At 67.3% G+C, this 21,987-nt stretch carries 21 protein-coding genes and 1 pseudogene; 19 read left to right on the top strand and 3 right to left on the bottom strand.

Translation table 11 applies throughout. The features are described from left to right. Positions 1–438: 438 nt before the first annotated feature. The 9 genes and pseudogenes from J2Z17_RS11615 to J2Z17_RS11575 all read left to right on the top strand — a co-directional run bounded on the left by J2Z17_RS11615 (position 439) and on the right by J2Z17_RS11575 (position 9,165). Positions 439–846 (top strand): phage major tail protein, TP901-1 family, encoded by a 408-nt coding sequence (locus J2Z17_RS11615; RefSeq protein ID WP_209945072.1) that lies wholly within the window; start codon positions 439–441, stop codon positions 844–846. After that, positions 846–1,202: pseudogene (locus tag J2Z17_RS25195) on the top strand (gene transfer agent family protein); the annotation flags it as partial. The gene J2Z17_RS11615 and the pseudogene J2Z17_RS25195, both read left to right, overlap by 1 nt. A gap of 179 nt (positions 1,203–1,381) precedes the next feature. After that, a complete protein-coding gene (locus J2Z17_RS11605) occupies positions 1,382–1,600 on the top strand; it encodes a phage tail assembly chaperone (RefSeq protein WP_342454398.1) in 219 nt (72 codons plus the stop codon). Between the two features lie 95 nt (positions 1,601–1,695). Next, entirely contained in the window at positions 1,696–2,277 is a 582-nt protein-coding gene (locus J2Z17_RS11600) for a phage tail tape measure protein (RefSeq protein ID WP_245224025.1), read from the top strand. A gap of 455 nt (positions 2,278–2,732) precedes the next feature. Next, positions 2,733–3,371, top strand: a complete 639-nt coding sequence (locus tag J2Z17_RS11595) for a DUF2460 domain-containing protein (protein ID WP_209945068.1) — start codon at positions 2,733–2,735, stop codon at positions 3,369–3,371. Continuing rightward, positions 3,368–4,249 (top strand): DUF2163 domain-containing protein, encoded by an 882-nt coding sequence (locus J2Z17_RS11590; RefSeq protein WP_209945066.1) that lies wholly within the window; start codon positions 3,368–3,370, stop codon positions 4,247–4,249. Before J2Z17_RS11595 ends, J2Z17_RS11590 begins: the two co-directional genes overlap by 4 nt. After that, on the top strand, positions 4,242–4,700 hold the full coding sequence (locus tag J2Z17_RS11585; RefSeq protein WP_209945064.1) for an NlpC/P60 family protein: 459 nt from the start codon (positions 4,242–4,244) through the stop codon (positions 4,698–4,700). The genes J2Z17_RS11590 and J2Z17_RS11585 overlap by 8 nt, the downstream gene beginning before the upstream one ends. Before the next feature lie 373 nt (positions 4,701–5,073). Continuing rightward, the gene (locus J2Z17_RS11580) at positions 5,074–8,916 is read left to right on the top strand and encodes a baseplate multidomain protein megatron (RefSeq protein WP_209945062.1); all 3,843 of its coding nucleotides are present in this window, start codon (positions 5,074–5,076) and stop codon (positions 8,914–8,916) included. A gap of 42 nt (positions 8,917–8,958) precedes the next feature. Then, entirely contained in the window at positions 8,959–9,165 is a 207-nt protein-coding gene (locus J2Z17_RS11575; RefSeq protein WP_209945060.1) for a hypothetical protein, read from the top strand. 79 nt (positions 9,166–9,244) lie between these two features. Here the strand turns inward: J2Z17_RS11575 and J2Z17_RS11570 are convergent, their stop codons facing one another. Then, positions 9,245–9,643: a winged helix-turn-helix transcriptional regulator gene (locus J2Z17_RS11570; protein WP_209945058.1), complete on the bottom strand. Its 399-nt coding sequence runs from the start codon at positions 9,641–9,643 to the stop codon at positions 9,245–9,247. A 111-nt stretch (positions 9,644–9,754) separates the two neighbouring features. On the opposite strand from J2Z17_RS11570, the gene J2Z17_RS11565 reads away from it, so the two are divergent. Beyond that, on the top strand, positions 9,755–10,501 hold the full coding sequence (locus J2Z17_RS11565) for an SDR family oxidoreductase (protein ID WP_209945056.1): 747 nt from the start codon (positions 9,755–9,757) through the stop codon (positions 10,499–10,501). 209 nt (positions 10,502–10,710) lie between these two features. After that, on the top strand, positions 10,711–11,766 hold the full coding sequence (locus tag J2Z17_RS11560) for a hypothetical protein (protein WP_209945054.1): 1,056 nt from the start codon (positions 10,711–10,713) through the stop codon (positions 11,764–11,766). A gap of 154 nt (positions 11,767–11,920) precedes the next feature. Here J2Z17_RS11560 and J2Z17_RS11555 read toward each other — a convergent pair whose 3' ends face one another. Then, positions 11,921–12,112 (bottom strand): CsbD family protein, encoded by a 192-nt coding sequence (locus J2Z17_RS11555; protein ID WP_209945052.1) that lies wholly within the window; start codon positions 12,110–12,112, stop codon positions 11,921–11,923. A gap of 287 nt (positions 12,113–12,399) precedes the next feature. Between J2Z17_RS11555 and J2Z17_RS11550 the strand changes: the two genes are divergently transcribed. The 8 genes from J2Z17_RS11550 (at position 12,400) to J2Z17_RS11515 (ending at position 19,786) form a co-directional block, all read left to right on the top strand. Continuing rightward, positions 12,400–12,717, top strand: a complete 318-nt coding sequence (locus J2Z17_RS11550) for a hypothetical protein (protein ID WP_209945138.1) — start codon at positions 12,400–12,402, stop codon at positions 12,715–12,717. A gap of 110 nt (positions 12,718–12,827) precedes the next feature. Beyond that, positions 12,828–13,526 carry a response regulator transcription factor gene (locus J2Z17_RS11545; RefSeq protein ID WP_209945050.1) on the top strand — a complete coding sequence of 233 codons (699 nt, stop codon included), beginning with the start codon at positions 12,828–12,830 and terminating at the stop codon, positions 13,524–13,526. Further along, positions 13,516–14,922, top strand: a complete 1,407-nt coding sequence (locus J2Z17_RS11540; RefSeq protein ID WP_209945048.1) for an ATP-binding protein — start codon at positions 13,516–13,518, stop codon at positions 14,920–14,922. Before J2Z17_RS11545 ends, J2Z17_RS11540 begins: the two co-directional genes overlap by 11 nt. A 72-nt stretch (positions 14,923–14,994) precedes the next feature. Next, complete coding sequence (locus tag J2Z17_RS11535; protein ID WP_209945046.1) at positions 14,995–15,459, top strand: hypothetical protein; 465 nt, start codon at positions 14,995–14,997, stop codon at positions 15,457–15,459. A gap of 199 nt (positions 15,460–15,658) precedes the next feature. Further along, positions 15,659–16,831, top strand: a complete 1,173-nt coding sequence (gene ccmI, locus J2Z17_RS11530) for a c-type cytochrome biogenesis protein CcmI (protein WP_209945044.1) — start codon at positions 15,659–15,661, stop codon at positions 16,829–16,831. Continuing rightward, complete coding sequence (gene ccmE / locus J2Z17_RS11525; protein WP_209945042.1) at positions 16,828–17,289, top strand: cytochrome c maturation protein CcmE; 462 nt, start codon at positions 16,828–16,830, stop codon at positions 17,287–17,289. The genes ccmI and ccmE overlap by 4 nt, the downstream gene beginning before the upstream one ends. After that, a complete protein-coding gene (locus J2Z17_RS11520) occupies positions 17,286–19,277 on the top strand; it encodes a heme lyase CcmF/NrfE family subunit (RefSeq protein WP_209945040.1) in 1,992 nt (663 codons plus the stop codon). Before ccmE ends, J2Z17_RS11520 begins: the two co-directional genes overlap by 4 nt. Then, the gene (locus tag J2Z17_RS11515; RefSeq protein ID WP_209945038.1) at positions 19,274–19,786 is read left to right on the top strand and encodes a cytochrome c-type biogenesis protein; all 513 of its coding nucleotides are present in this window, start codon (positions 19,274–19,276) and stop codon (positions 19,784–19,786) included. The genes J2Z17_RS11520 and J2Z17_RS11515 overlap by 4 nt, the downstream gene beginning before the upstream one ends. 30 nt (positions 19,787–19,816) lie before the next feature. Here the strand turns inward: J2Z17_RS11515 and J2Z17_RS11510 are convergent, their stop codons facing one another. Continuing rightward, on the bottom strand, positions 19,817–21,814 hold the full coding sequence (locus tag J2Z17_RS11510) for a putative bifunctional diguanylate cyclase/phosphodiesterase (RefSeq protein ID WP_209945036.1): 1,998 nt from the start codon (positions 21,812–21,814) through the stop codon (positions 19,817–19,819). Between the last annotated feature and the right edge of the window lie 173 nt (positions 21,815–21,987).

The following is a 21,987-nucleotide window of genomic DNA, read 5'->3' as shown; positions in this document are numbered from 1 at the left end:
CGGCAGGCCAGAGGGGGCGGACAAGACTAAGTCGCTAGCCATGGGCGATTGCGAGCGGAAAGAATAAGGCGCGACGGACCAGGGGGCCCGAAGTGTTCCCGCGCAGCGCATACCCCGGCTGGGAGATGAGGGGACGTTTGGCGGCCGCTTCTATCCTTGCGGTTGTGCGTTCCCGTCGTTGGCGTTCGAGGCTCGGATCCTCGGGGTAACCCGAGGACGACGAGGGCGCAGGGATGCGGTTTGCTCGGGCGGTACCCTCTCTCGCGCAAGCGCGGCTCGCGGGTGAGGAGGAGGCGTGGCGTGGCAATTGCCGCACGTAACGGGGCTTCAGGCCCGCGCGCTTGCGTGGCCCAAGGATGATCGCGCCAAGGCGCAGGACCCCCGCCGCGCCAGACACGCCGAAACAACAGACAAATCCACACATCGAAGGAGACCGCGATGAGCGTGCAGAAGGGCAAGGACCTGCTGGTCAAGGTGCATGACGGTGAGGCCTATCAGACGGTGGCGGGGCTGCGGGCCAGGCGGCTCGCCTTCAATGCGCAGACGGTCGATGTGACCGACGGCGAGAGCGCCGGGCGCTGGCGCGAGCTGCTCGGCGGCGCCGGGGTGCAGCGGGCGGCGATTTCCGGGTCCGGCCTGTTCAAGGATGCCGGCTCCGACGCGCTGATCCGCAATGCCTTTTTTGCCGCAAGCCTGGTGCCGATGCAGGTGGTGATCCCCGATTTCGGCACGGTGACCGGGCCTTTCCAGATCTCGGCGCTCGACTATTCCGGCAATCACGACGGGGAGCTCACCTTCGAGATTGCGCTGGAATCGGCCGGCAGCCTCGCCTTCGGGGCGCTGTGATGGGCGCGGCGGCGCAGGAAAGGCGGCTTGCCTGCCGGGCCAACCGCAGGCGCGGCGAGGTCGAGGGGATGATCGACGGCGAGCGCCGGATCCTCTGCCTGACGCTCGGGGCGCTGGCCGAACTGGAGACGGCGCTGGGGGCAGACAGCCTGGGCATGCTGGCAGCGCGGCTGTCGGCCGGGCGGCTGCGGGCCGGCGACCTGATCGCCATTCTGGGCGCCGGACTGCGCGGCGCCGGCAACGCCATCGCCGACGAGGACGTGGCGATGCTGAGCCTCGAGGGCGGGGTCGAAGGCGCGGCGCGGCTGGTCGGCGACCTGTTGCGCGTGACATTTGGCGCGGCGGGCGAAGGGCCCGGCGCCGACGGCGAGCGGGGCGCGGATCAACCGGGCGGTTTCCCGGCCAGCGGCGTGAGACGAAGGGGCGGCGGTCCCGGTCTCGTGGAAAGCGAGGCTGGCGCAGCCGAGGTGACCGGCGGGGCGGTCGGCGGGACAGGGGGAGGCGCCGTTGCGCCGGGCCCTTGCGCGCCGCAGCGGTGAGCCGCGGGCCTGCAGCGGGGGCGTCGGAGCGGGAGACGATCCCCTGGGACGCGATGCTGCATGCCGGGCTTTCTCTGCTGCGGCTTGAGCCGAAGAAATTCTGGACCCTGACGCTGCCCGAATTCGTGGCGCTGACCGGCGGACTTGCGGGGCGGGGCGAGCGCTTCGGCAGAACCCGGCTGGCGGCGCTGATGGCGCGCTATCCGGACGGCTGACGGCGCGCTCACCGCATGGCCGGCGGCGCCGCAGTGGGGTGATGGAAGTTGCGCGTCGCGATGTCGCGCAAGGCACAGGCGGATGGAGAAAAGCGATGGACGAGGATGACGATGTGACGCTCGGCGTCGATCTGGATGCCAGCCGGGCGCTGGCGGCCCTCGCCGATCTGGAAACGCGGGCGACAAGCTTCGGCCGGGCGATGACCGGCGCGCTGTCGGGGGCCGTGGTCGGCGGCAAGGATTTCGACGACGTTCTGAAGGGGCTCGGGACCCGGCTTGCCGATATCGGGCTGAAGGCGGGGCTGAAGCCGCTGGAGGGGCTGGTCTCTTCCGCCGGGGCGAGCCTGACGGCCGGGCTCGGCAACCTTTTCGCCTTCGCGCAAGGGGGCGTGCCCGGCCGGGTAACGCCATTTGCCGATGGCGGGGTGGTGACCCGCCCGACCCTGTTTGCGATGGGCGGCGGCACCGGGCTGATGGGCGAGGCGGGCTCGGAGGCGATCCTGCCGCTGCAGCGCGGCGCCGACGGATCGCTCGGCGTCAGCCTCAATGGCGGGCAGGCGCCGGCCCAGATCGTGTTCAACGTGACGGCCACCGACGCGGAGAGTTTTCGCAAGAGCGAGGGACAGATCACCGCCATGCTGGCGCGCAGTGTCGCGCGGGGGCGGCGGGGAACCTGATCGCCGACGGCGATGCGTGTTCGGGGTGACGTCTGCCCGTCGCGGGCTTCGCGAGATCGTGCTTTCCCGAGCCGTCCCGGACCGGCTCGACGCCGGGGCCGATGTTGAAATGCGGCCCTTGCAGATTGCCGGCCCCTCTCCGCGACAAGGGCAGAGCAGGCCGCGCAACTGCGCGCGCCTGACCGCCGAGGGCGCGTCAGGTTGGTTGCGCAGGGAGTGTCCGTGCTTCGGGGGAGGGGGCGGGCGGGCGGATTTGAGAGGGCGAATGTCTTCTCTGCGATAGCGCTGCCCGAGGGGAGGCCGAACCGGAGCATTTCCACGAAAAGTGCGGTCGCGGTTTTCCGTCCGGAGATGCGTAATAACAAAAAGCCAGAACACGTGCGGACACGCGTGTTTACCGGACCTGTTCCGGCTGCGGGCATGCGCGCCTGGCGGGTGAACCATGGAGCCATTGAATGACCGGATTTCATGAGGTGCAGTTTCCGCTGCGGGTGTCGCTGAGCGCCAGCGGCGGTCCGGTCCGGCGGACGGATATCGTCAACCTGTCGAACGGGCGCGAGGCGCGCAACCGGCGCTGGGCCGGGTCGCGGCGGGTCTATGATGCGGGATCGGGCCTGCGCTCGGTCGCCGATCTCTATGCCGTGCTCGCGTTTTTCGAGGCGCGCAGCGGACAGCTGAACGGGTTCCGGTTCCGCGATCCGATCGACGGATCCTCGGCGCCGCCGGGGAGGCCGGTCGGGCCCGGCGACCAGGTGATCGGCGCAGGCGACGGCGAGACGGCGGTGTTTCCGCTGGTGAAGATCTATGGCGATGCGGGCGCCAGCACGGTGCGGGCGATCGCAAAGCCGGTGGCGGGCACCGTTCGAGTGGCGGTGGCGGGTGTCGAGCAGGCGGCGGGTGCCTTTGCCGTGGATAGCGCCACCGGGATCGTCACCTTTGCCGGCGGCCATGTGCCGGCGGCCGGGGCGGCGGTGACGGCGGGCTTTGCCTTCGACGTGCCGGTGCGCTTCGACACCGACCGGATCGAGATCAACCTGTCGGCCTTTGCCGCCGGGCGCATTCCGGCCATTCCGCTGATCGAGGTGCTGCCATGAAGACGCTGCCCGACGGGCTTGCCGCCCGGATCGCCACCGGGGCGACCACGCTTTGCCAGTGCTGGCGGGTGACGCGGCGCGACGGCGTGGTGCTCGGCTTTACCGAACATGACCGGGATCTTGTCGTCGGGGGCACGATGTTTCGGGCCGCGAGCGGCTTCCGGGCCTCGGAGACGACGGCCGAAAGCGGCTTTGCCGCAACGGGCTCGACGGTGACGGGCGGGTTTTCCGATGCGGCGATCACCGAGGAGGACCTGCGGGCCGGCCGCTATGACGGTGCCCGGGTCGAGGTGCTGCTGGTCGACTGGCAGACGCCGGACAGCCATGTGCTGCTGCGTGTCGAGGAGATCGGCGAGGTGAGCCGGGCGGGCGGCGCCTTTACCGCCGAACTGCGCAGCCTGATGCACAGGCTGGGCCAGGAGAAAGGCCGGATCTTCAACCGGCGCTGCGACGCCATGCTGGGCGACGCCCGCTGCCGGGTGGATCTGGCTGCCTGGCGCGGCAACGGCGTGGTGACCCAGACCGGGACCGAGGTGATCCGGGCCGCCGGGCTTTCCAGCTTCGCCGCCGGGTTTTTCGATCGCGGGGTTTTGCAGTTTTCAGGCGGGCCGCTTGCCGGCCTTGCCGCAGACCTGGAGACGACCGAGACGGAAGAGGCGGACCTGCTGATCCGGTTTTTCCTGCCGCTCGATGCGGCGCCCGGGGTGGGCGACGGCTTTTCTATTACGGCCGGCTGCGACAAGACGTTTTCGACCTGCCGGCGCCGTTTCGGCAACGGGCTGAATTTCCGCGGCTTTCCGCATATGCCCGGCAGCGACTTTGCCTATTCCTATGTCGATGGAGAGACCGTGCATGACGGCAGTCCGCTCTATGACTGAACCGCTGGCCGGCGCCCGCGTCGTTGACCTGGCGCGCGACTGGATCGGCACGCCCTATCGCCACCAGGGGACGGCAAAGAGCGTGGGCTGCGATTGTCTCGGACTGATCCGCGGGCTGTGGCGCGAGCTCTACGGCGACGAGCCGGAGACGCCGGGGCCTTATGCCGCCGACTGGGCCGAGCGTGGTGGCAGCCGGGAGAATGGCGGCGGCGAGCGGCTGCTCGACGCCGCGTCGCGGCATCTGGTGACGGTCGACGGGCTGGGCAAGGCCGAGGCGGGCGACGTGCTGATCTTCCGCTTTCGCGCAGGATTGCCGGCCAGGCATTGCGGGGTTCTGGAAGGCCCCTCGCATTTCATCCATGCGTATGAACAGGCCGGCGTGGTGCGCTCGGCGCTGGTGCCGGGATGGCGGCGGCGGGTGGCCGGCGTGTTCCGGTTTCCGGCGGGGTGAAAGGGGCTGGCCGACGGGGGCTCGCGCGGAGATACGGATTGCGCGCGGCGGTGAACGTGGCCGGGCAAAGGTCCGGTGCCGGCGTCTCTCTCTCTCTCACTCTGCGCGCCAGGCAATCGCATGAGAAAAGGCCCTCTCCGGCCTGCCGGCCAACTCCCCCACAAGGGGGGAGAATATCCGCGGGAGCCGCTCGTTTTCTATTCGCCGACGGTGTGACTGGATTAAGCCCTCCCCCTTGTGGGGAGGGGCGCTTCCAATATGCGACTGCCCTGCCGTTGGTGAGGGCTTTGGTGGGGGCTATCGCGCGGGGGGCCGTGGCTGCGGCCATCGGACGGGCGCGGTCGGGCGATTTCGGGGGCAGCGAGGACGGCACATGGCAACCATTCTGTTTCAGGCAGCGGGGGCGGCGCTTGGCGGGGTCTTCGGACCCCTGGGCGCGATCTTCGGGCGCGCCGCCGGGGCGCTGGCCGGCAATCTCGTCGACAGGGCGCTGATCGGCGGCGGCTCGACACGCTCCGGCAGCCGGCTGGCCACCGCGCGCATTCCCGGCGCCTCCGAGGGCACGGCGATCGCAAGGGTCTACGGCACCATGCGGATCGGAGGCACGCTGATCTGGGCGACCCGGTTCGAGGAGGCGGTGAATGTCGAACGGCAGGGCGGCAAGGCGTCGGGCACCCGGGTGAAGACCTACCGCTATTTCGCCAATATCGCCGTCGGGCTTTGCGAAGGGCCGATCGCGCTGGTGCGGCGCGTCTATGCCGACGGGCGCGAACTGGATCTCGGGGATGTCGAGATGCGCGTCTATCGGGGCGACGAGCAGCAATTGCCCGATCCGCTGATCGAGGCGAAGCAGGGCGAGGGCATGGCGCCCGCCTATCGAGGGCTTGCCTATGTGGTGTTCGAGCGGCTGCCGCTCGACGATTTCGGCAATCGCATTCCGGTGCTGCAATTCGAGGTGGTCCGGCCGGTCGGCGCGCTGGAGGGGCAGTTGCGCGCGATCACGATCATTCCGGGTGCCACCGAGCACGGCTATGCGACGACGCGCGTGACAGAGAAGACCGGCGACGGCGCGGCGCGGATCATCAACCGCAACACGCTTGTGGCCAACACCGACTGGACGGCCTCTCTCGACGAATTGCAGGCGCTCTGCCCGAACCTGAAGCGCGTGGCGCTGGTGGTCACATGGTTCGGCACGGACCTGCGGGCCGGCGAATGCCGGATCGTGCCGGGCGTGGAGGTTTCCAGCCGCAATGAAAGCCGGGCCTGGCAGGTGAGCGGGCTGGGCAGGGGCGATGCCCATCCGGTCAGCCACCATGCCGGCGGCCCGGCCTTTGGCGGGACGCCCGATGACCAGAGCGTGGTCGAGGCGATCCGCGACCTGAAGGCCCGCGGGCTGGAGGTGACGCTCTATCCCTTCCTGATGATGGATGTGCCTGAAGGCAACGGGCTCGCCGACCCCTATGGCGGGGCAGAGCAGGCGGCCTATCCCTGGCGCGGGCGGATCACCGGGGCGGTGGCGCCCGGACGCGGCGGGGCAACCGACGGAACTGATGCGGCAAGAACCGAGATCGCCGCCTTTTGCGGCGCGGCGACGGCTGCGGACTTCACGGTCTCGGGCGGGCGCGTGGCCTATCACGGCCAGGAGGAAAGCTATCGCCGGATGATCCTGCATTATGCGCTGCTGGCAGAAGCGGCCGGCGGGGTCGACGGCTTCCTGATCGGCTCGGAGCTGCGCGGGCTGACGACGTTGCGCGACGGGCTCGACGGCTTTCCCTTCGTCGAGCAGCTGGTGGCGCTGGCAGAAGCGGTGCGCAGCCTTCTGGGCGACGCCTGCGCGATCACCTATGGGGCGGACTGGAGCGAGTATTTCGGCCACCAGCCGGAGGATGGCGCCGGTGACGTCTATTTCCATCTCGATCCGCTCTGGGCGAATGCCGCCATCACGGCCGTCGGGATCGACAATTACATGCCGCTGGCCGACTGGCGCGAGGCGGATCTGGCTGCGGCGAGCCCGGACGGGTTCGACAGTGCCGGTGATCCGGACGGGCTGATGCGCCAGATCGCCGGCGGCGAGGGGTTCGACTGGTATTATGCCGGTGACGCGGACCGGCGACTGCGCATACGCACCCCGATCACCGACGGTGCCGCGGGCAAGCCCTGGGTCTACCGCCCCAAGGATATCGAGGCCTGGTGGGGCAACCGCCATTACGAGCGGCGGGGCGGCGTGGAGCTTGGCCAGCCGACCGGCTGGCAGGCGGGGATGAAGCCGGTCTGGTTCACCGAGCTTGGCTGCCCGGCCGTCGACAAGGGGGCCAACCAGCCGAATGTGTTTCCCGATCCGAAATCGGCCGAAAGCGCGCTGCCCCATTTTTCCAGCGGGGCGCGTGACGACGCCATGCAGAGGCGGTTTCTGGAAGCGCATCATCGCTATTGGCAGGCGCCGGAGCGGCCGGCCGGCATGGTCGATGCCGACCGGCTGTTCGTCTGGGCCTACGATGCGCGTCCCTATCCGGCCTTTCCCTTCGACCGGGAGCTGTTTGCCGACGGCAACAACTGGCGCACCGGCCACTGGCTGAACGCGCGGCTGGGGGCCGGCACGCTGTCCGCGGTCATCGCGGCGATCCTTGCCGATCACGGGATTGCCGATGTCGATGTGTCCGGCGTGTCGGGCGACCTGACCGGCTATGCCCAGGCGCAGGTGACGTCGGCACGGGCGATGCTGGAGCCGCTGGCGGCGGCGTTTTCGCTCGATATCTTTCCGCGCGGCCAAACGCTTGTCCTGCGTGCGCGCCACAAGGTGAGCCTGCCGGCGACGACGCTGGAGGTGCTGGCCGATCTCGACGGCGAGCCGCTGTTTACCGAGACGCGCGGACACGACGCCGACCATGCGGGCGCGGCGCTTTTGACCTTTTTCGACGAGGCCGGCGACTACAAGGAGGCAAGCGTGCGCTCGCGCCGGATCGCCGCTGCGACCGACCGGGTGATCGCGACCGACCTGCCGGCCGTGCTGCCGGAGGAGACGGCCCTGCTCGCCGTCGAGGCGATGTTGCGCGATGACCGCATGGCCCGCTACCGGCTGGAACTGTCGCTCGGGCCGGGCGAGATCGGGGTGGAAACCGGCGATGTGCTGCGCTTCGGCGCGCCGCTGGACGGGCGCTATCTGGTCACCCGGATCGAGGACGGGCTGGCACGGGCGCTGACGCTCAACCGGATGGCTGCCGCGCCGAGACCGGCAGGCGCCGGCCAGACCGAGGATGCGGCAGCAGGCAGCCGGGCCAGCGAAGGCTTTGCGCCGGAGATCGTCTATCTCGACCTGCCGGCTTTCGAACCGGGTCCAGAAACGGGCTTTGCCCGGGTGGCGGCGCTCACCCGCCCTTTCCGCCGCATCGCGCTCTCCTCGGCGCCGGACGGCGAGACCTATGCCGACCGGGTGGTGATCGAGCGGCCGGCGGTGATCGGCCGGCTGACCGCGACGCTGTTGCCCGGACCTGTCGGTCGCTTCGACCGGGCGAACGCGGTTCTGCTGCTGCTGAGCTACGGCGCGCTCTCGTCGGCGAGCGAAGCGGCGGTGTTGAACGGTGCCAACCGGATGGCGATTGCCAGCACGGGCGGCGGCTTCGAGGTGATCGGCTTTGCCGACGCCGTCGAGACGGCGCCGGGCGTTTGGCGGCTGGCGACGCTGCTGCGCGGACTGGCCGGCAGCGAGGATCAGATGGCAAAAGGCGCCGATCCGGGCGCCCGTGTCGTCCTGCTCGACACTGCGGTGACGCCGCTCGGACTGACCCCGGACGAGGTCGGCCTGCCGCTCGACTGGATCGCCGACCCGGTGGGGCGGGCAGGCGGCGGACTGCCGCCGGTTGCCGTGACGGCGGGTCTTCGGGCGGCAACGCCGCTGGCACCGGTGCATCTGCGCGGCGCGCGCGGGGCGGGGGGCGAGATTGTCTTCTCCTGGCTACGGCGCGGCCGGATCGACGCCGACGACTGGGCGGCGCGCGACATTGCGCTGGACGAGCCGGAGGAACGCTACCGGCTGGAGATCCTCTCCGGCCAGAATGTCAAACGCAGCGTCGAGACGGCGGCACCCGGCTGGACCTATCCGGCGGGCGACGAGATTGCCGATTTCGGCGGTCGGCAGACAACCCTTGCGATCCGCGTGCGCCAACTCGGCCGCAAGGTGCCGGAGGGGGTTTCGGCCAGCGCCGAAATCCGCCCGTGACCGCCACCCGCTTTCATCCCGAAGAGCAAAAGGAGACATGGCATGGACACGACGAAGACCTGGTATACCTCGCGCACCGTCTGGGGCGGGTTGATCGCAGTGGCGGCGCCGCTGCTGCAACTGGGCGGGCTCGATCTCGACCAGGGCCTGCAGGGCGATCTGGCCGATACCGCGGTGACGCTGGCCGGCGCGGTCGGTGGCCTGCTGGCCATCTGGGGCCGGCTGGCGGCGACGAAGTCGATCGGCTGAGGATCAGGGCGGGGGCGCCGGGCGCGACCTGTCTGGCGGGTCGGTCTCGTGCAGACCGATCCGCATTCCGCCGATGGCCTCACGGCTCGCGGGTGTCGTAGCTCCGGCGCGCCGCCTCGATGCGGGCCTGATTGCCCTCGGCCCAGATCCAGACCCCGCAAAACGCCTTGCTGAGGCCCAGTCCGAGATCGGTCAATGCGTAGATGACCTTTGGCGGCACGACCGGATAGACCGTCCGCGTCACCAGCCCGTCCCGTTCCATCGCCCGCAGGGTCTGGGTCAGCATCTTCTGGCTGATGCCCTCACAGCGGCGCGACAGTTCGCCGAAGCGGCAATCGCCGTTCTCGGTGAGGATCTCGATCAGCAGCATGGTCCACTTGTCGGCGACCCGACCGATGATCTCGGTCACCAGCCGGTCGAGTTCCGGCGTCGTGGGCGGCGGGTCCTCGAACGCATCGCAGGGAGATTTCGCAGTCATAACAATATACTCTCTTTTGAGTAACTATAGATATTTCAGGTGCCTACTTTCCAGAAGATACCATGAAGGGCATATCTGCGCCATCTTCAACGGACAAAAGGCATCCTTCCCATGGCGTTTACCAATCGCAAGATCCTGATCACCGGCGGCAATTCCGGCATCGGCCTGGCGCTTGCCGAGGCACTGCAGGCCAAGGGCAACCGGATCATCATCACCGGGCGCAATCCGCAATCCCTGCAGGCGGCCCTCGACCGCAATCCCGAGATGGCCGGCTATCCGCTGGACGTGACCGATGCCGCTGCACTGGCAGCGTTTCCGGCGCAGCTTCTGGCCGAGCATGCCGATCTCGATGCGGTGATCCTCAATGCAGGCATCATGGAAGCCGAGGACTATACCGCCGACACGGTGTCCACCGATGTTGCCGATCGCACCATTGCGACGAATCTGACGGCGCCGATCCATCTGGCCGCGGCCCTTCTGCCGCATCTGCGCAGCCGTCCGGAGGCCGCGCTGCTGACCGTCTCCTCCGGCCTCGCCTTCGTGCCGCGGGCGCAGAACCCCGTCTATTCGGCGACCAAGGCCGCGATCCATTCCTGGTCGCAGGGACTGCGGCATCAGTTGAAAGACACGTCGGTGCGAGTCCATGAAATCGCACCGCCGCTGGTCGCCACCGAACTGACGCCGGGCCAGTCGAAGGCGCCGATGGCGCTGCCGCTCGATGCCTTCATTGCCGAAGTGGTGCAGATCCTGTCGCAGGACCGGGTGCCGGACGAGATCCTGGTCGAACGGGTGGCGTTCCAGCGCAATGCCGAGCGCGAGGGCCGCTATGAAAGCACCTTCACGGCGATCAACGGCTGAGCCCCGACCGCGAACCCGCGCGGTGCCCGGCAGGGCACTTCGCGGATATGACGGTGAAAGGGCCGGGTAGAACCCGCGATTGCGCCCTCACCGCCGTATTTAGGCCGTGTTCTGTCTTTTTGTCGGGCCGGACGGTGGGCGGAGATAATTCTGTCGACCGTCCGGGACACCTGCCATCAGGCCAGATCACGGATCAGGGGAACGGTTTCATGTCTTCAGCGCGCGCCATCGCGATCTTCGCAGCCGTTGCGGTCGTCTATGCTGTCGGCACGCATATTCCGCTGCCGGGGGCCGATCCGAAGGTGCTGGCCAATATGGCACCCGGTGCGATCGCCCGGATTTCGATCTTTGCCCTTGGCACGGGGCCGCTGCTGGCCGTGTTCGGCTGGATCGAGCTTGCGCGGCTGGTGCCCTATCGGCCGGACTGGGGGCGGGACGATCGTCTGCGCCGGATCGGCAGGATCGTCGTCAAACTGCTCGTGCTCGCCCTGGCGGCGCTGCAAGGGCGCGGCATTGCCGCAAGCCTGGCCGCCGGCGGACTGGTGCCGGCCGAATTCGATCTCTTCCCGCCGCTTGCCGTCGGCAGCTATGTCGGCGCGACCGCCATCTTTCTCTTTCTTTCGGATCGCATCCGCCTGACCGGGCTGCGCAACGGCTTCTGGCTGTTGTGGTGCATGCCGGTCCTGGCCGGATTGCCGTCGGCTCTCGCCGCCGCGTTCGACATGTCGCGCGGCGGAGCGCTATCGCCGTCGATCTGGGCGCTGGGCGGCGGATTGCTTGTGCTGTCGGTGGGGCTGCTGGTGCTGGCCGCCGGCCTGTGGCAGGCCGTCTGGCAGCGGGCCGTATCGGCTGGGACGCCGCCGTCGGCAACGGCGCCGCTGGAGATCCTGATCTGGCCGATCGTGCTCAGTGAGATGGCGACCGTGCTGCTGCTCAACCTTCTGGCGATGGTGGCACCGATGGCGATCGGGGAGCTGTCGCCGGTTCTGGAGATCTGTTTCCTGGTGTTGCAGTCCCTGCTGATCGTGCCCTTCGTGTTTGCCTATCTGCGGCAGGGCGGCGTGGGTGCGCGCAACAACCCGCTTGCCGTGGCGACCGCGCTCGGGATCGCGGGGCTGCAGATCCTGCTGGTCTGGTCGAACTACGGTCTGATGCTGGGCAACGGCTTTCCGCCAGGGATCGGCGGCCTGTCGGTCGCCGCATTGACGGTAAGCTTTCTGGGCCTGCTTGGCGCGCGGCGGCGAGGCGTGCGCAGGGCCAGGTGACGGTCGGGCGCGGTGATGTGGCCGGTGCCGATTAACGGCAGGTCGGTCACCATGCGAAGCGGCCGATTGGGCCTGCGCGATGCCGCGCAGGCGCCGGACCTCGTAGATATCGTTTGCCGGGGCGGCACCTTGCCGCCCACGCAAACGGAGCGGATCAAGCCTTGTCGACGACCTTCTTGACCGCGTCCTTGGCTTCGCCCTTGGCCTGCTGTGCGTCGCCCTTGGTTTCCTGAGCCATGCCCTTGACCTGCATTTCCTCGTTGCCGAGGGCCTTGCCGGCGCTCTGGCGCGCCTTGCCGGCGATTTCGTTGGCCTTGCCGGAAACCTTGTCTGCAGTGCTGCCCATTGTCGTTCTCCTGTTGCGAGACACCATGTCTCGGTGGCGGATAACGGTCTTGCGGAGCTTTCGTTCCGATCGCTGAGATGGCTCTGTGCGGCCGGAGTTCGTGGCGCCCGGACGCGCCCTGGCGATGGCGTGCCCCATCGCTCGAAACCCCGGCGAAAGCTGCCGCCTTCGCGGTCGCGCGCGGGGGAGCGCCGTCGAACACCCTGGATATCGGGCCTATTCATTTGCCATTCAGACCCGGTCGGTTACATAGTGACCATTGAAACTCCGGAACGAAGAGTGTGCAAATGGCTTTCACCCTCCTTGCGGCTGTTCTGGCCAGTGTGATCGCGGCGCCTTCCTTGCCGGTTGTCGCCTCGGCGGACGAGGGTGCTCCCCTGATCCTGGTGCAGCAGCGCAACGACAATAACCGCAGCCGCGGCGGTGCCGCCAATGGAGGCGACGGGGTGGACTGCCGTTCGGCCGCGGGACGCGCCGTCGGCCAGACGGGCGGGCAGCTGTTGTCGGTGCAACCGTCCGGCAATTCCTGCGTCGTTACCGTGCTGGTGCCGGGCAATGGCAACCAGCGTCCGCGCAAGGTGACGGTGCGGGTGCCCGCCAGGTAAGGCCGGCTGCCGGTCGAGTGTGAACACCGACCGCCGGTCAGCATAACGCCGCAAGGCGTTGCGCGGCCGCAGCGGTCAGACAAGACGAAGACGACGCCCAAGGGGGACGCATGCGCATTCTCGTCGTGGAAGACGATATCAATCTCAACCGCCAGCTGGCCGAGGCCCTGCAGGAAGCCGGCTATGTGGTGGATACCGCATCCGACGGCGAGGAGGGGCATTTTCTCGGCGACACCGAGCCCTATGACGCGGTGATTCTCGATATCGGTCTGCCCGAGATGGACGGCATCACGGTGCTGGAACAGTGGCGCAAGGCCGGGCGCACCATGCCGGTGCTGCTGTTGACCGCCCGCGACCGCTGGAGCGACAAGGTGGCCGGCATCGATGCCGGCGCCGACGATTACGTCGCCAAGCCCTTCCATCTGGAAGAGGTGCTGGCCCGCATCCGCGCGCTGATCCGCAGGGCTGCCGGTCATGCCTCCTCGGAAATCGTCTGCGGCCCCGTGCATCTCGACACCAAGTCGTCGAAGGTGACGGTGTCGGGAGCGACGCTGAAGCTCACCTCGCACGAATTCCGGCTGCTCTCCTATCTGATGCATCACATGGGCGAGGTGGTGTCGCGCACCGAACTGGTCGAGCACATGTACGATCAGGATTTCGACCGCGATTCCAACACGATCGAGGTGTTTGTCGGGCGTCTGCGCAAGAAGCTCGGCATCGACCTGATCGAGACGGTGCGCGGTCTCGGCTACCGGATACAGCCGCCCGCCGCCAATTCCGGCGCCCAACCTGCCGCCCATGCGGATTAGGTCGCTCACCGAGCGGGTCCTGCTGTTGGCGACACTGTGGTCGGCGGTGGCGCTGATCACCATTGCGATTGTCATTTCGGCGCTCTACCGGCAGGGCGCCGAGCGGTCGTTCAACCATCTGCTGCATGCCCAGCTGTTCAACGTGATCAATTCGATCACCATCGGCGACGACGGCAATCTGAACGGTTCTCCGGAACTGGGGGACCTGAAATTCTCCCAGCCCGCCACCGGCTTCTACTGGCTGGTCGAACCGCTCGGCAGCTTTGCCTCGGTGAGGCTGACCTCGACCTCGCTCGGGGTCAATTCGCTGCCGGTGCCGAGCGTCGCGGAGATCCCCTTCGACGAAAACTACGAGCGATTCTACGAGCTGCGCGACTATGCCGGAAACCGGCTGCGCGTCGACGAGACGGAAGTGGTGCTCGACAATTCCGACCAGGCGGCGCGGTTTCGCGTGACCGGCAACCTGAACGAACTGGAAGGCGAGATCGCCCGATTCGAGCGCCGGCTTTACATCGCGCTGGCGGTCTTCGGCATTGTCGGGCTGGCGCTCAATGCGTTCGGCATTCTCTCGGGCCTGAGGCCCCTGAAGGACGCCAAGCAGGCGCTGGAGCGGATCCGCGCCGGCGCGGCCAACGAGCTGGAGGGCAATTTCCCGCGCGAGATCCTGCCGCTGGTCAACGAGGTCAATGCGCTGATCGACAGCAACCGGCGGATCGTCGACCGGGCTCGCATGCAGGTCGGCAATCTGGCCCATTCGCTGAAGACACCGATTGCCGTGCTGATCAATGAGGCGCGCACCCTTCCGCCCGAACAAGGGCAGCTGGTGCGCAGCCAGACGGATGCGATGCAGGCGCAGGTGACGAGCTATCTGAACCGGGCCCGGATTGCCGCCCAGCAGGGCTCGGTGCTGGCACGCTGCGAGGTGGCGCCGGTGCTGGAGCGGATGGTGCGGGTGATGCGCAAGCTCAATCCCGCGACCGAGTTCACGCTGCATATCGATCCGCCCGGACTGATGCTGGCGCTGGAGGCGCAGGATCTGGAGGAGACGGTCGGCAATCTGCTCGAAAACGCCGCCCGCTATGCCGAAGGCCGGGTGTCTGTGTCGGCGGTGGCCGAAGGCAGCCAGGAGCCCGCCGCCGACGGGACGCGGCGCCATCTGGTGATGGTGACGGTCGAGGACGACGGTCCGGGTCTGGAGCCGCACCAGGCCGCAGAGGCGATGAAGCGCGGAAGGCGGCTGGACGAGACGCGGCCGGGCAGTGGCCTCGGTCTCTCGATCGTCAAGGAGATTTCACTGGAATATCAGGGCTCATTTGAGTTAGACCGGTCGCGAATGGGCGGGCTTCGCGCGCGACTGCTCCTGCCGGGGGTGACACGCGAGACGCAACGGGGTTAAGCTTGGGTGACCCGAACCGGCCTTAATGATGCCATTTCTGCTGGGCAGCAGACAGGATCGATGGCTTAACCGATGGGGATACATGTGGCAGGACTGAGCAAATGCGCGCTTCTCGTTGTGGCGGCCGCGGCCGTGCCCGCGGGCTGCGCGACGAAGGCCCCCAACGGGCCGCAACCGGCCGCAGCGACCTCGACGTCGCTGCTTGGCGGCCTGTCGCACAAGAGCTCGTCCTCGGTCTATATCGCCTCGCTGCAGGGCGGGATCGTCAAGCGCACCAATGTGCAGCTGTCGAGCGGTGACCGTGAGCGCGCGCTGGAAGCCGAATACAGGGCGCTGGAAGCGTCGCCCGGCGGACAGCCGGTGACATGGCAGGGCGCCGACGGCGTCGGCGGCGAGGTGGTGGCCAATGCGCCCTATCAGGTGGGGGCGCAGAACTGCCGCCAGTACAGCCACAAGCTGACCGCCAACGGCAAGACCGTCGAGGCGCGCGGGGCTGCCTGCCGCAACGACAAGGGCACCTGGACGCCCCTGACCTGAGGCGCTGGCGCGGGCTGATCGAGCCCGAATCGGTTTGCCGGCCGGATGCGACGGGCGCCAGACGGGGTGCGGCTTGCGCGACATGGAAGCGTGTTCGGCGAACGCATTCGATGCACCGGCTTGCGGCCAATCGCCTCAACTCTTCGTCATCGGCCGTTTGGTGATTGGAAAGCCGGACGGGTTGGATTAATTGGGCCTCATGACATTCTGGATTGCCGCCGCGATTTTGACCTTTGTGGTCGCGCTCTTCCTGCTTCTGCCGCTCTGGCGCAGCAGGGAGGTTGTCGCGACCGTCTCCGCCGGCGAGGCCGCCGTCTACCGCGACCAGCTGGGGGAACTCGAACGGGACCGGGAAACCGGCACGATCGCGCCCGAGGACGCCGATTATGCGCGCGCCGAGATTGCCCGTCGGCTGATCGCCGTCAGCCACGAGGAGGAGCAGGCCGCGGCCGGCGTGGACGGGCGGCATCGCCTGGCGCAGGTCTTCGTCATCGTCCTCCTGCCGGTGATCGCGCTCGGCCTCTATCTCGGCACCGGCGCGCCCGGCATTCCCGACCAGCCGCTCGCAGCCCGGCTTGAAAATCCCGGCAACAATCTGGCGCTGCTCGTCACCAAGGTTGAAAAGCATCTGGCGGCCAACCCCGATGATGGTTCCGGCTGGGATGTCGTGGCGCCGATCTACATGCGCATGGGCCGGTTCGGCGACGCCGACCTCGCCTATCGCAATGCCATCCGGCTGCTCGGCGAGAATGCCGTGCGGCTGAAGGGGCTTGGCGAGGCGGTGATCGCGCAGGCCGAAGGCGTGGTGACCGACGAGGCGCGCAGCGCATTCGAAAAGGCCCTGAAGCTCGCCCCCGACGATCCGCAGGCGCAATATTATCTGGCGCTGGCGCTGGAACAGTCGGGCAAGAAGGACGAGGCGCGCGCGGCCTTCGAGGCGATTGTAGAGACGTCGCCGAAGGATGCCCCCTGGCTTGAGGTGGTCAACCGGCATGTCGAGGCCAATGGCGGCACGGTCGCCGCGGCACCGGCGGGCGGTGCCGGCGCGGCGACCGAGGGCAGCGTGGCGAGCGCACCGGGTAATCCGAGCGCTGCCGATGTCGCCGCCGCCAACCAGATGAGCGGCAAGGACCGCGAACAGATGATCCGCGGCATGGTCGACAGTCTCGATGCCAAGCTGCGCGATGACCCGAACAATGCGGCGGGATGGTCGCGTCTCGTCCGTTCCTATGCCATGCTGGACGAGCAGGCCAAGGCGCTCGATGCGCTGAAACGCGGACTAGCCGCCTTTCCGCCCGACAGCGAGCAAGGCAAGACCCTGCTGGCCGAGGCACGGACCTTGAAGCTGCCGGTGGAGGATGCGCTGAAATGAGCCGCAAGCAGAAACGTCTCGCCGTGATTGCCGGTGGCATGAGCTTCATCATTGCCGCCGTGCTGCTGGTGATGTTCGCCTTCGGCCAGACAATCGCCTATTTCTACATGCCGGGCGACCTGCAGACCACGAGCGTTGGGCCGGGCACGCGCATCCGGCTCGGCGGCCTGGTGGCCGATGGCACGGTGGTGCGCGGGCAGGGCAAGACGGTGACCTTTTCGGTGACCGACGGCAAGGCGACGGTGCCGGTCACCTATACCGGCATCCTGCCGGACCTGTTTCGCGAGGGGCAGGGGGTGGTCACCGAAGGCTCGTTCGACGGCAGCCATACCTTCGTTGCCGACACGGTGCTTGCCAAGCATGACGAGAATTACATGCCGAAAGAGGTTGCGGACCGGCTGAAGAAGGACGGTGTGTGGGAAGGCCAGGCGGCTTCGGCCAAGGAGGCGGTGCAATGATCATCGAACTTGGCCATTACGCACTGGTGCTGGCGCTGGCCGCCGCCCTGATCGTGTCCATCCTGCCGGTGATCGGCGCCAGGCGCGGCGACGGCGCGATGATGGCGGTCGCCACCACCGGCACGATCGCGATGTTCGGGCTTGTCGTGTTCTCTTTCGGAACGCTGACCTGGGCCTATCTCGCCTCGGACTTTTCGGTGAAGAACGTGTGGGAGAACTCCCATTCGCTGATGCCGACGGTCTATCGCTTTTCCGCCGTCTGGGGCAATCACGAGGGATCGATGATGCTCTGGCTGCTGATCCTGTCGCTGTTTTCGGCTATGGTCGCGGTCTTTGGCGGCAATCTGCCGGAACGGTTGAAGGCCAATGTGCTGGCGGTGCAGGCCTGGATTGCCACGGCCTTCATCCTGTTCATCGTGTTTACCTCCAATCCGTTCCTCAGGCTCTGGCCGGCGCCGGCCGAGGGCCAGGATCTCAATCCGGTGTTGCAGGATGCCGGCCTCGCCATTCATCCGCCGCTGCTTTATCTCGGCTATGTCGGCTTTTCCGTGAGCTTTTCCTTCGCCATCGCCGCCCTGATGGACGGGCGCATCGATGCGGCCTGGGCACGCTGGGTGCGGCCCTGGACGCTGACCGCCTGGATGTTTCTGACCTGCGGCATCGCCATGGGCTCCTATTGGGCCTATTACGAACTCGGCTGGGGCGGCTGGTGGTTCTGGGATCCGGTCGAAAACGCCTCCTTCATGCCCTGGCTGGCCGGCACGGCGCTGCTGCATTCGGCGCTGGTGATGGAAAAGCGCGAGGCGCTGAAGATCTGGACCGTGCTTCTGGCGATCCTCACCTTTTCGCTGTCGCTGCTGGGCACCTTCCTGGTGCGGTCCGGCGTCTTGACCTCGGTGCATGCCTTTGCCACCGATCCGTCGCGCGGGGTATTCATCCTCGGCATCCTGACGATCTTCATCGGCGGCGCCTTCACGCTGTTTGCGCTGCGCGCGCCGATGCTGAAAAGCGGCGGTCTGTTTGCGCCGATCTCGCGCGAAGGCGCGCTGGTGCTGAACAACCTGATCCTGACGGTTGCGACCGCCACCGTACTGATCGGCACGCTCTATCCGCTGATCCTCGAGACGCTGACGGGCGACAAGATTTCCGTCGGACCGCCCTTCTTCAATCTCACCTTCGGCCTGCTGATGGTGCCGCTTCTGGTCTTCGTGCCGTTCGGCCCGATGCTGGCCTGGAAGCGCGGCGACCTCCTGGGCGCGCTGCAGCGGCTCTATGCGGCCGCAGCGCTCGCCTTCGTCGCCGGCGCCATCCTCTGGTATGTCGAAAACGGCGGGCCGGTGCTGGCGCTGCTCGGACTCGCGGCCGGCTTTTTCCTGGTGTTCGGCGCCTTGTCGGATCTGTTCATCCGCTCCGGCTTTCAAAAGCTTGCCTTTGCCGTTGCCTGGCGCCGCTTTGCCGGCCTGCCGCGCTCGGCCTATGGCACGGCGCTCGCCCATCTGGGGCTCGGCGTCAGCGTCATCGGCATTGTCTCCGCATCGACCTTCTCGACGGAAATGGTCACCGAGATGAAGCCCGGCGACACGGTGGAGGCCGGCGGCTATTCACTGACCTTCAAGGGGCTGACATCCGCGACCGGACCGAACTTCACCGCGGACCGTGGGCATTTCGACATCCGCGAGGATGGCCTGTCGCGCGGCGAGGTGATTTCCTCCAAGCGGCTCTATACGGCGAGACGCATGCCGACGACGGAAGCCGGTATCCGCACCTTCGGTCTCAGCCAGCTTTACGTGTCGCTCGGCGATCCGTCGAAGGATGGCGGCATGGTGGTGCGCATCTGGTGGAAATCGTGGATCCTGTGCATCTGGTTCGGCGCGGTGATCATGGCGCTCGGCGGCGCGGTTTCGCTGTCGGACCGGCGTCTGCGCATCGGCGCGCCGAAGCGCAGCGCGCGGGCGACGCCGGCCGGCGCGCTGGAGGCGGCGGAATGACGGCCTTGCAGGCAAAGGCAAAGACGGCCGGTCGCCTGAGACGCGGCGCGCTGGCCCTGATGCTGGTGGTCGCGGCCTTCACGGCGGCGGCGCCGGCCTTTGCCGTCAATCCGGACGAGGTCCTGTCCGATCCGAAACTCGAGCATCGGGCCCGCGAAATCTCGGCCCAGCTGCGCTGCATGGTCTGCCAGAACCAGTCGATCGACGACAGCAATGCCGATCTGGCACGCGACCTGCGGGTGCTGGTGCGCGAGCGGTTGGTGCAGGGCGACAGCGACCGCAAGGTGATCGACTATGTCGTGTCACGCTATGGCGAATTCGTGCTGCTGAAACCGCGTTTCACCGCCAAGACCTATATTCTCTGGGGCGCACCGCTGGTGCTTCTGCTGATCGGTGCTGTCGCGATGTTCGTCTATACCCGGCGGCGTCCGCCTTCGCCTGCCGACCGGCTGTCGGCCGACGAGGAGGCAAGGCTGCAGGCGCTGCTGGCAGACAAGGATGCCGGCTGACTGGGGCGCGTGGCGGCGTGAACCTTGCCCTCAGGCGATGCGACGGTTGGCGGCCGGCTGACACCAGAGCCGGGCAATGGCTGGAAGCGTCTCCTCGGCACTGATCGGGGCGCTGAAATGGAAGCCCTGCACGAAGCGCGCGCCGAGAGCCTCGACGGTGAACAGCTCCTGATCGGTTTCCACCCCTTCGACCACCGTGTCCAGATCCATCTCGAAGCAGAGCGTCAGTACCGAGCGGACGATCTTCATGCTCGACTGCAGCGACTGGATGTTGCTGACGAAAGACCGGTCGATCTTGATCCGGGTGAGGGGCAGGCGGTGGATATGGCTGAGGCTCGAATAGCCCGTGCCGAAATCGTCGAGAGACACGCCGGCGCCCAGATGGCGCAGCATCTGGATGGATGAGCGCGTCTGCTCGAAATCATACATGACGGCCGTCTCGGTAATCTCGAAATTGATCCGCGACGGGTCGACCGCGCCGGCCTCCACCGAGGCGAGAAGCCGCAGCATGCCGTCGCTGCTTGCCAGATCATGGGACGACAGGTTGAACGACAGATAGACGTCCTTCGGCCAGGTGGCGGCAACGGCAAGCGCCTTGTCCAGCAGCATGCGCGTGATCAGCGTGATGCGGCCGCTCTGCTCGGCGACCGGGATGAATTCGCCCGGCGACACGCGCCCGAGCTGCGGGCTGGTCCAGCGGGCCAGCGCCTCGAATCCGGCAACCCGGCCGGTCTGGACGTCGATGATCGGCTGAAAGGCGAGGCTGAGTTCCTGGGCCAGGTCTGCGGTTGCCAGCGCCTCTTCGACCACCTGCTGGCGCGACAGCTCGTCGGCCTGCTGCTGGTTGAACAGGACGATGCCGGCGCGCTGCTGGCGCTTGGCGGTGTGAAGCGCATAATCGGCACGCTCGTAGAGGTCCTGGCCACTGGAGCCGACATTCGGATAGATGGCCGCGCCGAGCGAGCCGGTGATCTGGACCATCGTGTTGGCAAGGGCGATCGGGGCTGCAATCGCATCGCAGATCTGCGTACTGAGCGTGATGATGTGGCTTTCGTCGAGCGCGGCGCAGGTCATCAGCAGCGCGAATTCGTCGCCGTCGAGGCGGTGGATCAGCAGGTCGTCGCCTTCGAAGCGGGCCAGGCGCAGGCCGATCTCGGCCAGCACCTTGTCGCCGACGGCATGGCCGTAGAGATCGTTGATCGGCTTGAACCCGTCGAGGTCGACGATGGCGACCGCAAGCCGGCCGTTCTGTCCCCGGGCCCTGGTGAAGGCGCGCTCCAGATTGTGGAAGAAGCGGCGGCGATTGGACAGCTTGGTGAGGCTGTCGAGATTGGCAAGCCGCATATTCTCGTCGGACAGCGACAGCACCGCGGCATTGCGCTCTTCGAGCGCTTGCCGCGACAGGGCCAACTGCCGGAAGTCGTTGTAATGGGCGTGGATGACGAGGATCAGCGCGGCGCTGACGAAGACGATGTTGATCGCGGTGGCCAGGAAGCTTTCCCGCCCCGACAGCGCCATGGTGACCAGAAACGGCAAGGTGACGATGGTCGAGACCAGCAGCACGGCCGAGCGCAGATGCATCAGACACAGCATGATGCCGATGACGGTGACCGCCAGGTAGAAGGCGACATGCGCCTGCTGATAGGCGTCGCCGCGCTGGAAAAGGGCAAGCGCCCAGATCACGAAGACGGCGGTGATCGGTGGCGCGAGGCGATTGGTCGCCCGAAGCCTGGCATAGGCGTGCTCCGGCGTGACGGCGACATCGCGATGGCTGTACCAGCTGTAGCCGCGAAGGGCGCAGATGCCGCAGAAGGCGGCGGGAATATAGACGACCATCCAGTCGGGGGCGACCTGGCGATGGGTCCAGGCCACCGTCAGCATGTTGACCGCAAGGATGATGTAGAGGAGCGGGACCTGGCGCGAGAGGGCCTCGAACTGCGCGACGGTCAGCACCGGGCTGTCATTCGGAACGCTGAGAAAGGATACGAGATTGCGGTAGGCCGTGCGTATCCGGTCTGAAAATGACATTGGCAGGGCCCCTCGCCTTGCTATGGAATTCCATAAGAACTTGGAACATTAGGGACGAGGTATTAAGGATCGATTGTCGGGATGGTAAGAATGCGCCTTATCTTGCATCGCGATGATACAAGGCCTTGCAAGACAGGCTGAAGGACAGCGCGCAAGTGCGGCGTACGGGCGTC

This window comes from Heterorhizobium halophytocola (genome assembly GCF_017873095.1).
GTDB classification, from domain to species: domain Bacteria; phylum Pseudomonadota; class Alphaproteobacteria; order Rhizobiales; family Rhizobiaceae; genus Allorhizobium; species Allorhizobium halophytocola.
Note: the sequence above shows the minus strand (reverse complement) of the source record. Positions and strands in the feature narration are given on the sequence as shown.